Here is a 12,692-nt window from a genome sequence, read left to right on the forward strand (position 1 = left end):
AGCAACAAGCAATGGCCTTTGATTTCAGTGGCAAGCGGGTCTGGGTGACAGGTGCCGGCCGTGGCATAGGGCGCGAGGTGGCAGAGCAGTTCGTGGCCGCCGGCGCCGCCGTGGTGGGGTTGGATCTGGCGTTTCCCGAGGTCGGCTACCCCTATGCCACCCGGCTGATCGATATTGGCGATGCCGCAGCGGTGAACGCCTGCTGTGCAGCGCTGCTGGCAGACGGCGGGCTGGATGTGCTGGTGAACGGGGCCGGGGTGCTGCGCCTCGGCCCCACCGAGAGCCTGACCGACCAGGATTGGCACGACTGCATGACGGTCAACGCCAGCGGCGTCTTCTATCTGCTGCGGGCCCTGGTGCCCCACTTCAAGGCCCAGCGGCGCGGCGGCATCGTCACCATAGGCTCCAACGCCGCCCATGTGCCGCGCATGCAGATGGCGGCCTATTGCGCCTCCAAGGCGGCGGTCACCAGCCTGACCCAGACAGTAGGGCTGGAGCTGGCCCCCTTCGGCGTGCGCGCCAACCTGGTGTCGCCGGGCTCGACGGATACCCCCATGCTGCGCGGCATGCTGCCAAGCGAGGAGGCCATGGCCCGCACCATTGCCGGGCTGCCGGAGCAGTTCAAGCTCGGCATTCCCCTGCGCAAAATCGCCACCCCGGCGGAGATCGCCCATACCGTCCTCTTCCTGGCCTCGGACTTGGCCAGCCACATCACGCTGCAGGATCTGGTCGTCGACGGCGGCGCCACCCTGAGTGCCTGAGGCTTGAGAAACAGATGAACAATATGATTTTGCTGTTGAAACAGCTGGACGGTCAGAGCGTGAAGCTCGCCCTGAATGAGAAGGGGCAGGACGGTTTTTCTTCCCATCGAGCCACGCCGGCTGTCTGAGGTACAGATGAACAATATGATTTTGCTGTTGAAACAGCTGGAACGGCAGGGGGTGAAGCTGGCTCTGAATGACAAGGGTCAGCTTATCTCCCAGTCGAGCAAGGAGGCGGTGACGCCGGCCATCGGCGCCACCATCAAGGCCCACAAGGATGAACTGGTGCGCAGCCTGGCGGCCCGTGCCGCCTTCGAAGAACCTATCGTCGCCGAGGGCGCCCGGCAGGGGCCGCTCTCCTCGTCCCAGAGCGGACTCTGGTTTATCGAGCAGTACGAGGAGGCCTCCCACCTCTACAATATGCCGGTCTATTTTCGCGTTAAGGGAGAGCTGGACACGGCGGCGCTGGAGTTTGCCTTCGACCACCTGTTTGCCCGCCACCCCAGCATGCGCACCCGCTTCATCAAGGACGAGGCGGGCAGGGGGGCGCAGGAGATACTGCCCCACGTGCCCTTCAAGCTGCAGATTGAGGACGTGAGCGCAGAGCCCATTGCCGAGCGGGAGGCCTATGTGGCCAGGCGGGTACGCGAAGAGATTGGGCGCCCCTTCTCCCTGACCCAAGGGGACTTGAGCCGGGTGCACCTCATTCGCCTCGGCAGCCGCGAGCACGTGCTGCTGATCACCCAGCACCACATCATCTCCGACGGCTGGTCGGTCAAGAACATGTTCGCGGATCTCAAGCGCGCCTTTCTTGCCCATCAGAACCGCGAGCCCCTGCAGGTGAGCGAGCTGCCGCTCACCTACATCGACTATGCCCGCTGGTTCAACTCACCGCGTTTTCTCGATTATCACGCCGAGTTCAAGCCGTTCTGGGTCGACCGGCTCGGTGGCAGCCCCGAGGTGCACGGTCTGCCGCTCGACAAGCCGCGCCCGGCCCATCAGGACAGCGGCGGCGAGCTGGTCTTCTCCACCATCGAGAGCGACCTGTGGGAGAGCTTCAAGCGCCTTTGTCAGCGCCACAGCACCTCCAACTTCATCGGCCTGCACGCCCTGTTTGCCCTGCTGATGGTGCGCCAGAGCGGCGAGAAGGAGGTGGTGATCGGCACCCCGCTCGCCTATCGTGAGCGCCACGAAATCGAGTCGCTGGTGGGCTTTTTCGTCAACACGCTCGTGCTGCGCACTCAACTCAGCGGCAAGCCCAGCTTTGTCGATTATCTGCAGCAGTGCCGGGAGGAGGATCTGGCGGCCTTCGATCACCAGCTCTACCGCTTCGAGGCGCTGGCCGAGGCCATCGGTGCCGATCGCACTACTGCCATCAACCCCATCTTCCAGATCATGCTGGTCTATCAGGCCAAGGTGGACTTCAACGATCTCATCCCCGGCTGCCAGCTGGTGGAGGAGACCTCCCCCGTGCTGCCGGCCAAGACCGACATCTCGGTCAAGGTGACCGAGCTGATGGATTCGGTCAGGGTGGACTGGCTGTTTGCCACCGCCCTGTTCGAGCGAGAGACCATCCAGGCTCTTGCCGATCGCCTGCTGCACCTGATGCGCGCCGTGGTGGCGGCCCCCGAGACCGACATCTGGCAATTGCCGCTGGAGGCGGGCACCGACCAGGCCGCCCTGGCCGCCGAGCTTGCCGACCTGCCGCCGGACTACCCGAGCCGCGACACCCTGCTCTGTCATATCGAGCGGCGCGCTGGGAAGTGCCCGGACGCGCTGGCGGTGAGCGACGGTGCGCAATCGTTGACCTATGGCGAGCTGGAGGCGCGCGCCAATCGGTTGGCCTACTGGCTGCAATCCTGCGGCGTGACCCCGGGCGCCGCCATCGGCATCCAGGCCAGACGCGATGTCGCCTTCGTGGTTGCCCTGCTCGCCTGCTGGAAGGCGGGGGCGGCCTATGTACCGCTCGATCCTGCCTATCCCGCCGAGCGGCTGGCCCATATCTTAGGCGATGCAGCCATCAGCCTGGTGCTGGGTGGCGTGCCGGATGTGCGGCTTAGGGAGGCGCTGGCGGGCACGACTGCCGAGTATCACGATCTGCACCAGCTTGCGCTGGACAAGATGCCAACCAGCACGCCTGCACTGCCTCGGGACGCCGCCATGCTGGCCCAGATCATCTACACCTCCGGCAGCACGGGCCTGCCCAAGGGGGTCATGGTGGAGCAGGGCAGCCTGGTCAACCTGATGGCGGATCACGGTGAGCGCATCGCCCTTGGGAAGGATGGCGCCATGTTCAACTGCATGTCCCTCTCGTTTGATGCGGGCAACATGACAGCCTTGCTGCCCCTGTACTGCGGCGCGGCCCTGCACTTCGGCGAGCCGGGCGAGGGGGTGATCGATGCCGCGATCGCTCGGGGTGCCAGTCATATGATTTTGCCGACCGCCTTGCTCGCGAACCTGCTGCCACCGGCGGATCTCGGCTCCCTCAAGGCCATCGGTTTTGGCGGCGAGGCGTGCCCAAGCAGCCTGGTGGAGCGTTGGGGAGAGCGGGTGGCGCTGTTCAACATGTACGGCCCGACCGAGTGTACCGTCACCGCGCTCTGCGCGCGGCTCACCCCGGGGGCGCCCATCACCATAGGTCGACCGGTCAACAACCTGAAGGCGCTGATCCTGGACGAAGGGGGCAACCTCTGCCCGGTGGGGGTGCCCGGCGAGCTCTGCCTGGCGGGGCTGGGGCTGGCCCGCGGCTACCTCAATCTGCCGGAGCGCACCCAGGAGGCCTTTATCGAGCTGGCGCTGGCGGATCGACCCCATCGCCTCTATCGCACCGGCGATCGGGCCCTGCTGCGCCGCGATGGCAACATCCAGTATCTGGGCCGGATAGACGAGCAGATCAAGCTGCGCGGCTATCGCATCGAGCCGGGGGAGATAGAGACCAGGCTCGCCGAATTGTGCCCGGCGATGCGCCAGATCAAGGTGGTGGTGCAGGAGGGGCGTCTGCTCGCTTACGCCTGTTTGCAGGCCGGGGCAAGGGAGCCCGACGGCGATGCCCTGCTGCAGCGGGCCGGCGAGTATCTGCCCGAATACATGGTGCCGGCGCGCCTCTGCTGGCTGCCCGAGATGCCGCTCACCCCCAACGGCAAGCTGGACTTGCGCCGCCTGCCCGCCATTGATTGGCAGCAGAGCAAGGGCGAGCCGCAAAACGAACTGGAGCAGACAGTGCTCGCCATCTGGCAAGGGGTGCTCAAGCAACCGCTCGGGGTGGAGGATGACTTCTTCCGCTTAGGCGGTGACTCCATCCTCAGCATCCAGCTCACCACCCGGTTGCGGGATGCGGGGCTGCACTGCAGCGTGAAGGACGTGTTCGAAGCCAAGACGGTGCGCCGCCTCTGCCGCCAGCTCGGCCAGCAGCAGGCGGTCAGCCACAGGAGCGAGCAGGGCAGCCTGACCGGCGAGTTCCCGCTCCATCCCATTCAGCACTGGTTCTTCGAGCAGGGCTTTGCCAAGCCCGGTCACTGGAATCAGGGGGTGATACTGCGCCTGCCGGCCGGGGTGGACGATGAGGCCCTGCGCGGCTGGCTGGATGCCCTGCGCCAGCACCACGATGTGCTGCGCCTGGCGGTGACCCCGACCGGCCAGCGCTATCTGGCCGAGCTGGCGCTGCCGCCCTTGCCGACTCTGGATGCAGGAACACTCGGCGGGGCTGAACTGCAGGCCCGCCTGACCGAGCTGCAGGGGGGGCTGGATCCCGCCAGCGGTCACACCCTGGCCTGGGCCCGCCTGCGCAACCTGGCCATCGAGGGTGAGGCAGAGCCGGTGGAGGGGCTTTTCCTCGCCTTTCACCATCTGGTCATCGATGCCGTCTCCTGGCGCATTCTGGCCGAGGATCTCGCCCGGGTGAGCAGGGGCGAGCCCCTGCCCGCCAAGGGCAGCAGCTATCGCCAGTGGGGCGAAGGGCTGGCCGCCTACGCCCTGCGCGAAGAGGATCAGCTGGCGTTCTGGCTGGCCCAGGGGGAGGGCAACCAGCGAGGACTGCTGGAAGCACAGCGCGCCGAAAATGGCCGCGCCGCCGCCAGCCTGCTGCAATTGGACAAGGAGACCACGGCCCGCTTGATCGACCCGGCCAATCAGGCCTTCTTCACCCGGGTACCCGACTTGTTGCTGGCCGCCCTGACTCGCACCCTGAGCGAGCTGGGTTATGGCACACGTCACTGCGTGATGCTGGAAGGGCACGGCCGCGAGGCAATCGATGCTGAACTCGATGTGAGCCGCACCCTGGGCTGGTTCACCAGCACCTATCCGCTGGCGCTGGCCGATGAGCCAGAGTGGGATGCGCTGGTGTGCGCCACCAAGGAGCGGCTGCGGGCCGTGCCGGACAAGGGGGTGGGTTTCAACGCACTGCGTCTGCACCATCCCCGTGGCTGGGAACTGCCAGAGGCACTCATCGTCTTCAACTATCTGGGAGTCAGCCATCAGGGCGCTGCAGGTCAGCCCTGGCAGCCCCTGCCGATGGCGCCGGGGGCACCAACTTCCCCTGACAACCTGCCGCGAGAGCTTGTCAGCCTGCACGGGGGCGTCTATGACGGCTGCCTCACCCTGCGCCAGGTCGGCGCTCTCAATCAGCTGGCGAGCGACGCCCTGATGGCGCGGCTAGGGGCCAATATCGAGGCCCTGGTGGTGCACTGCTGCGCCCAGAAGGCCCCGCGCCACACCCCGAGCGACTTCCCGGGGCTTGGACTCTCGCAAGCCGTGCTGGATCGGGTGCTGAGCGGGCGCGAGGTGGAGACACTGCTGCCCATGACGTCCTTGCAGCAGAGCATGTTCCATCACAGGGCGCTGGCGCCTCGTGACACGGCTTACCACCTGCAGACAGAGATAGACTACCACCAGCCGCTGGACATGACGGTCTATCGTCAGGCCTGGCAGGCACAGATCGCCCGCTGGCCCGCCCTGCGCAGCGAACTGGTGCTGGCGGACGGGGTCGCGTTGCAGCGCATCCTGCAACGGGCCGAGCTGCCGTTCCACTATCAGGATCTGGTGGGGAATGCGCAGGCCGAGGCCCATATCGCGGCCTATCGCCAGCAGGATCTGGCCCGGCCCATAGCGCTGGATGTGGCCCCCTTGCTGCGGGTCGCCTGCTTCAAACTGGCCCCCGATCACCACAAGGTTGTCTTCAGCGCCCATCACGGCGTGCTGGATGGCTGGAGCGGCCCTGTGCTGCTGGGCAGCCTGCACAGTCACTATCAGCAACTGATGAAGGGCCAGCTGCCCCAGGCCGAGCCGGATACCGCCTGGCTGGAATTCGGCCGCCATATCGCGAGCCAGGCCCGCACAGCTGAGGCCTACTGGCAGGGACGTGGCGCGCTGCTGGCCAGGCCCAACGACCTGTCCGCCCTATTCGGGGTGGCACTGGAGCAACACCTGACCCAGCACAGACCCGAGGTCTGTGGCGAGACGCTGGCGCCGCACGTGTCGGCACAACTGGAGGCCCGTGCCCGCGAGCTCGGGGTGACCCCGGGGCTGCTGGCCCAATATGCCTGGCATCGGCTGCTGGCCCGCCGCTGTGGCGATGGGGTGACCTTGGTGGGCAATGTGACCCCGGGCCGGGACTATCCCGTCGAGGGAATCACCCAGAGCGTCGGCCTCTATATCAACAGCCTGCCTCTGGCCCTGGAGTGGCGCAACGAGTTAAGCCTGGCCGAGCATATCGCCCAGTTGCAGACGGATTTGATGGCGCTCAATGAGCACGGCACCCAGTCGCTCTCGGCGCTGACGAAAGGCAGGGCGCGCCTGTTCCAGAGCCTGTTCGTGTTCGAGAACTACCCCATGCCGGCGGCGCCTGCTGCCCCCGAGCCCCATCAGCTGGTGCCGCAGTTTGGCACTGTGGTGGAGAAGGTGGAGCTTCCGCTCTCCCTGGTGGTCAATGCCCGGGGCGGCCAGCTCAACCTGCGCCTCGAGTTCGACGGGGATCTGATCCCCATGGCGAAGGCTGAAGCCGTGCTGGCCGCCTGGATAAGTGAGCTGGAGTGGCTGGCGCAGGCGGACTTGAGCCAGCCGGCCAAACCGGCGGCGGCCGTGCTATCCCCAGCGCAAGGGGCAGCTACACCATCGGCAGTCACACAGGTGGCCGCTTCCAGGGCTGAGTCCGGGCTGGTTCAGCCACCTGCCGAGGCACGCGTGCTGGTGGCCCTGTGGCAGCGTCATTGCGGCGTGCCTGGCATCTGGCAGCAGAGCATGCAGGATCTTGGGGTGGACTCGGTGCAGCAGCTTGCCCTGCTGGCGGCCCTCAATGAGGCCTTTGCCGATGGGCGGGCCCCCCTCAGCCTGGGGGATCTCAAGACATACGGCTCCCCCTGCCGGCTGTTCAACCATTGGCTGGTGCGCCAGCCCGAGGAGGTGCTATGACGATGGCGATAGGCTCAGGCAAGGGGGTCGGGGCAAGGGAGCACTCCCTCGGCTCTCGGCTGGCGGCTTGCCTCGCCGCCACCCCGCTGGCCCCCGCCATCCGCCTGGGCGGGGTCGGTATGACTGAGCAAGGCATAAGTGAGCACGGCATGGGCGAGGCTGGCCCCGGCGCCTGGCTCAACTATGGCGAGCTCAGCCTGCGGGTCGGTCAGATCGCCGCCCGCCTGCAGGGGCTGGCGGTGGGAGAGCGGGTCGGCCTCTATCTGGCGCGCAGCCCGGATCTGGTGGCCAGCCTGCTGGCCTGCCTGCGCCTCGGTCTCACCTTTGTGCCGCTCGAGCCTGACTTTCCGCTGGAGCGGCTGCAGGGGATAGCCCGTCAGGCGCGCCTGTCGGCGGTGATCTGTGACGATGAGGCGACGACGCCGGACTTCGGCTGCCCCCTTCGCACCCTCAAGGGGCCCGCCCCTGGCGGGACCCTTTCCTGGCCCAGGGTGGACGACGCCCTGGCCGCCTACATGATGTTCACCTCGGGCTCCACCGGCGAACCCAAGGGGGTGGTCATCAGTCGGCGGGCCCTGCTCTGCTTCCTCGATGGGATCCGCGAGCGGCTCGGACTCTCACCGAGCTGCCACTGGCTCTTTATTACCACCCCGGCCTTCGACATCTCCTTGCTGGAGATGCTGGGGCCGCTCTGGGGCGGTGGCCGGGTGACGGTGGCTGGCGGCGAGCACAACAAGGATCCCCTGGGGATGCTGGCGCTGCTGGCGGCAGACCCCAGTATTAACTTCCTGCAAGCCACCCCGGCCTGCTGGCGCATGCTGCTCAAGGCAGGATGGCAGGGACGCAATACCCTCACTGCCCTGTGCGGCGGCGAGGCGCTGGACTCAGGATTGGCCGAGCAGCTCTGCGCTCGCACCCAGCGACTGTGGAACTGCTACGGGCCCACCGAGGCCACCGTCTGGTCCCTGGTGAGCGAGGTGCGCTGGCCACCGTTTGATGGGCAGATCACCATCAGCCACAGCCTGCCCGGCTACCGCCACTGGGTGCTGGACGAGGCGGGGCAGCCGGTGGCAGAGGGGGAGGCCGGTGAGCTTTGCATCGAGAGCCCGGCCCTATGCGAGGGTTACTGGCGCAAGCCCGCCCTGACGGCGGCCGCCTTCCTGCGCCTGGAGAGCCACCGCCTCTACCGCACCGGGGATAGGGTGCGACTGCTTGGGGCGGACAGCTTCCTCTATCTCGGGCGGCGTGACGATCAGGTCAAGCTGCGGGGCTTTCGCATCGAGCTGGGGGAGGTGGAGGCGGGCCTTCGCCGTCAACCCGGGGTGCAGGAGGCGGCGGTGCGTCTGGTGGGTGAGGGGGATGACGCCATGCTGGTGGGTTACGTGGAGGCGAAAAGCGGGGTGACCCTCAACCGCCTGGCCCTGCGCAAGGGGTTGCAGGCCACGCTACCTCACTACATGGTGCCGGCGCGGCTTATCCTGCTGGATGCCCTGCCCAAGACCGGCAGCGGCAAACTGGATAGAAAGGCGCTGCCCTTGCCGGTGTAGGCGTCCTGCCGAGTCATGGATAACAAGAAGCCCGCATGATGCGGGCTTCTTGTTGGCAGTCAACCGAGGGGGGGCTTAGTGAGTGATGGGGGTCGCGTCCGGCTTGGAGAGCAGCCCCTCGACATCCTCAATGACCCTAAGGGCCGCCTGGGGGCCGCCGGTGGAGGTCCAGAGCGACCCGTCCACGGCGCCGAAGCGCTTGCCCTTGATGGCGCCGAGCTGCTGGAAGGCCGGGGTCTGTTCGGCCTGCTTCATGGCATCCACCGCATCGCCGCTGGCGCTCAGGGTGCCGACCACCAGCCAGTCACCGTCCAGCAGGTTGAGGGACTCGAGGCTGAGGGCCGGGGAGTGGGGGCTCTTGTCGCCTATCTGGTGGGCAGGGCGAGCCAGCCCCATCTCGGTGACCACGCTGCTGGCGAAGGTGCCGCCGTGCATGTAGCTAGGCCCCTTGGGGTTCCAGCGCACTATGCTTACCTGCTCCCCCTGGTGCTTGGCGAGCTTGCTGCGGGCCTGTGCCAGGCGGGCGTCATACCGGGCGAGGAAGGCCTTGGCCTCGGCCTCCTTGTTCATCACATTGGCGCTGCGGTTGAACACGGTTTTCCAGGGCTCGCCCCAGTTGCCGGTGACCACTGTGGGGGCTATCTCCTGCAGCAGAGCCAGGAGCTCTGGCTTGGTCTGGCCGGTGAGGATGAGGTCGGGCTCCAGATCGATGAGTTTCTCCAGGTTGGGGTTGTCGAGATCCCCGACCACCTGGATCGCCTTGCCCGCCTTGTCCAGCAGATAGCGGGGCAGGGTGCCCTGGCCACGGCCGTTGACTGTGCCGACCGGTTGCACCCCCAGGGTCAGGGCGCTGTCGAGATCGAGCTCGCTCAGCACCACGACGCGCCGGGGATCATCGGGGACTGTCTGGGACTGGCCGTTGGCATCGAGCACCTGGCGGGTGCCGGCCTGGGCCTGAAAGCCGACCAGACTGGCCAGCATGAGCGCGGCGGCCAGGGGGGAGGAGATCTTCATGGTTACATCCTTAATGGGTGAAATCGGCGGCACTCTTGCCCCATGCCGGGTGGCCCCTGTTGGTCGTGCCTGCCAGTCAGCCTAAAACCGGGGTCCAAATGGGCGGGGACATGCTACCACAGAAGCGCAAGTGAGAAACATTGTCATTTGTGTTTGTGGTGCTGGCCCTGGCGGTTTTGTTACCATAAGGCTCCATTACGAGGAGCCCAGATGCCCCCTTTACCCCCTATCACCCCCTTCCTTTTGCAACGGGATCACCTGCCGCTGCCAGGCTCCCCAGATCTCCTGTTGCACCGGATCTGCTTCGATGCCGCCGCCTTTACCCCCGCCTGCTTTGCGGCCCAGGGCATGGCGCTGCCTGCCAGCCTGCAAGGGGCAGCCCCCAAGCGGCTGGGGGAGTTTCTGGCGGGACGCCTCGCGGCCCGCGAGGCTCTGTGCCCCTTCGGCCTGGCGGGGAGTACAGTGGCCATAGGGCGCGCCCGCGAGCCGCTCTGGCCTGAGGGGATGGAGGGGAGCATCAGCCACAGCCAGCTGGCGGGGCAGGGGGTGGCGCTCTGCGGGTGCGCCCCGCCCAGGGGGCATGGGGCTGGATCTGGAGGCCTGGCTCGAGGCCGACCAAGCGGCGCAGCTCTGGCCCGGCATAGTCGATGAGGATGAGTGGGGGCGGCTGGAGGCCGGGGCCGGCGCGGTAGGGCTCGACAGATCCCGGGGGCTGACCCTGGTGTTTTCCGCCAAGGAGAGCCTGTTCAAGACGCTCTATCCCAGGGTGGGGCGCTACTTCGACTTTCTCGATGCCCGCTGGCTCACCTTGACGGATCAGACCCTCACCCTGGAGCTTAAGGCCCCCCTGACGCCGACCCTGCCCGCCGGCTGGCGCTGCACCCTGCGCTGGCAACCGCTGCCGGGGGGCGTGCTCACCACCTTGCTGCTGTGAGCGGCGCCCAGGCTCTCCTGCCCCGTCACTGCCCAGACAAAGAAACCGCCATCAGGCGGTTTCTTTGTATCCATCTCAGGCCGACTGCTTGCTTGGCGTCCTGTCCTGGCGCCGACGGGGCACCTCTTCGCCGCGCCGGCGCGGCACTATGACGGGGGCGCCATCGCCGGGGGCGTGCAGTATGTCCACGTCAGTCTGGTAGAGACGATCGATCAGGGACTTGGTCACCACCTCCCGGGCCGGGCCCATGGCCTGGATACCGCCGTCCCCCAGGGCAATCAGCTCGTCGCAGTAGCGGGCGGCGGTGGCGAGATCATGGATCACGATGAGCACCGTCTTGCCCTCGGCGGCGACCCTGTGGATGGCTTCCATCACCTCGGTCTGGTGGCCTATGTCCAGGGCGCTGGTGGGCTCGTCCAGCAAGATGAGATCCGCATCCTGGGCCAGCACCATGGCGAGCCAGACCCGCTGGGCCTGGCCGCCGGACAGCGAATTGGCGCTCTGCTGCCAGATGGCATCGAGCTGCATCCGCTCCCGGGCCCAGTCCACCATGCGGGCGTCCTCCTCGCTCCACTGATTGAACCAGCCCTGATGGGGATGGCGGCCATACTGCACCAGCTGTTCGACCCGGATGCCAGGCGGCACCAGCGGCCGCTGGGGCAGGTAGGCCAGCTCCCGGGCCAGGGCCTTCATGCCATAGCTACCCAGGGGCTTGCCCTTGAGCAGTATCTCCCCGGACTGAGGCTGCTCCTGGCCTGCCAGTAGTTTGAGCAGGGTGGACTTGCCGCCCCCGTTGGGGCCGACTATGCCCACCAGCTTGCCCTGGGGGATGGAGAGGGAGATCTCCTCGAAGATGGCCTTGTGCTGGTAGCCGAAATGGAGTCGATTCACGGTGAGCGTCATCAGGCGGCCCTCGGTCTGTCTTGGAAATGGATGAATGTCATGGTCAGTCCGCCCGTTGTCTGTCTTTGATCAGGATGAAGAGCAGCAGCAGGCCGCCGAGAATGCGGGTCATGATGCCGGTGGCCACCTCGTGGGGGCTGGCCAGCACCCGCACCAGGGTGTCGCTGGCGAGCAGCATCAGGGCGCCGCACAGGGCCGCAATCCAGAGCGGCACTATGCGATCCCGGGAGAGCCAGGAGGCGAGTATGGGGGCCGCCATGGCGATGAAGACCACTGGGCCGCCGATGGCGGTGCCAAGGGCCGCCACCAGTATGGCCTGGGCCAGCACCCCGAGCTGCACCCGGTTCACGTTCACCCCCAGGGTTCTGGCGGTGACGGATCCTAGGCGCAGCACGCCGAGTGCGCGGGAGAGATAGACGACCCAGGGGCAGATGAGCAGGATCAGTATCCCCACAGGCACCACTGTGCCGTAACCCTGGCCGACGAAGTTGCCCATGTTCCAGAGATAGAGGCTGGTGAGGTGCACCAGGGACTGGGTGGACATGGCGAACTGGCCGATGGCGTTCATCAGCTCGGAGACGCCTATGCCGATCACCACGAACAGGTAGCCCTGCTCCCCCGGCTTGTTGCACAGGGCATAGAGTACGGCGGCGGCAAACAGGGCGCCGAAGGGGGCGGCCCACCAGGGCCAGCTGCCCAGGGTCAGGTATAGGGAGAAGATGATGATGGCAAGGGACGCCCCCTCGTTGACCCCTATCATGTCCGGGGTGGCGAGGCGGTTGCGGACCAGGGTCTGTACCAGGCAGCCGGAGAGGCCCATGGCGGCGCCGGCCACCAGCACGGCGACGATGCGCGGCAGCCGGATCTTGAACACAGTCACCTCATCGAGCCGGCTCCCCTCCCCAAGCAGTGTCTGGACGACCCCCATCATGGTGATCTTGCCTGAGCCCAGGGTCAGGGCCAGCAGGGAGAGCAGCACCAGTGCGACGATCAGCGCGAGGGTGATCAGCCAGGCGCGGCGCTCCAGCAGCAGGGTGCGGCGGCCGAGGCGCAGGCGCAGGGTGCCGGTGGGGAGTCGGGTCTCGGGCAGGGTGCCCGTCAGGGTGTCATTCATGGAGTTGTTCATGG

General features: G+C 66.8%; 6 protein-coding genes and 1 pseudogene. 4 read left to right on the forward strand and 3 right to left on the reverse strand.

Going from position 1 to position 12,692, the window contains the following annotated elements:
• Positions 1 to 11 precede the first annotated feature (11 nt).
• The 3 genes from dhbA to OC537_RS04500 all read left to right on the forward strand — a co-directional run bounded on the left by dhbA (position 12) and on the right by OC537_RS04500 (position 8,713).
• Positions 12 to 761, forward strand: coding sequence for a 2,3-dihydro-2,3-dihydroxybenzoate dehydrogenase (dhbA, locus tag OC537_RS04490; protein ID WP_262109785.1), 750 nt, complete (start codon positions 12 to 14; stop codon positions 759 to 761).
• Positions 762 to 896: 135 nt separating this feature from the next.
• Positions 897 to 7,166, forward strand: coding sequence for an amonabactin biosynthesis non-ribosomal peptide synthetase AmoG (gene amoG, locus OC537_RS04495; protein ID WP_262109787.1), 6,270 nt, complete (start codon positions 897 to 899; stop codon positions 7,164 to 7,166).
• A complete protein-coding gene (locus tag OC537_RS04500) occupies positions 7,163 to 8,713 on the forward strand; it encodes an amino acid adenylation domain-containing protein (protein WP_410050456.1) in 1,551 nt (516 codons plus the stop codon). The genes amoG and OC537_RS04500 overlap by 4 nt, the downstream gene beginning before the upstream one ends.
• A gap of 75 nt (positions 8,714 to 8,788) precedes the next feature.
• Here the strand turns inward: OC537_RS04500 and OC537_RS04505 are convergent, their stop codons facing one another.
• On the reverse strand, positions 8,789 to 9,727 hold the full coding sequence (locus OC537_RS04505; RefSeq protein ID WP_262109789.1) for an iron-siderophore ABC transporter substrate-binding protein: 939 nt from the start codon (positions 9,725 to 9,727) through the stop codon (positions 8,789 to 8,791).
• A 210-nt stretch (positions 9,728 to 9,937) separates the two neighbouring features.
• On the opposite strand from OC537_RS04505, the pseudogene OC537_RS04510 reads away from it, so the two are divergent.
• Positions 9,938 to 10,661, forward strand: a pseudogene (locus tag OC537_RS04510) (4'-phosphopantetheinyl transferase).
• Between the two features lie 75 nt (positions 10,662 to 10,736).
• Here the strand turns inward: OC537_RS04510 and OC537_RS04515 are convergent.
• Positions 10,737 to 11,564 (reverse strand): amonabactin ABC transporter ATP-binding protein, encoded by an 828-nt coding sequence (locus OC537_RS04515; RefSeq protein WP_262109791.1) that lies wholly within the window; start codon positions 11,562 to 11,564, stop codon positions 10,737 to 10,739.
• Between the two features lie 43 nt (positions 11,565 to 11,607).
• The gene (locus tag OC537_RS04520) at positions 11,608 to 12,690 is read right to left on the reverse strand and encodes an amonabactin ABC transporter permease subunit 1 (RefSeq protein ID WP_262109793.1); all 1,083 of its coding nucleotides are present in this window, start codon (positions 12,688 to 12,690) and stop codon (positions 11,608 to 11,610) included.
• Positions 12,691 to 12,692: the final 2 nt, after the last annotated feature.

The organism is Aeromonas sp. Marseille-Q5825 (assembly GCF_946892685.1).
GTDB classification, from domain to species: Bacteria; Pseudomonadota; Gammaproteobacteria; order Enterobacterales; family Aeromonadaceae; genus Aeromonas; species Aeromonas rivipollensis.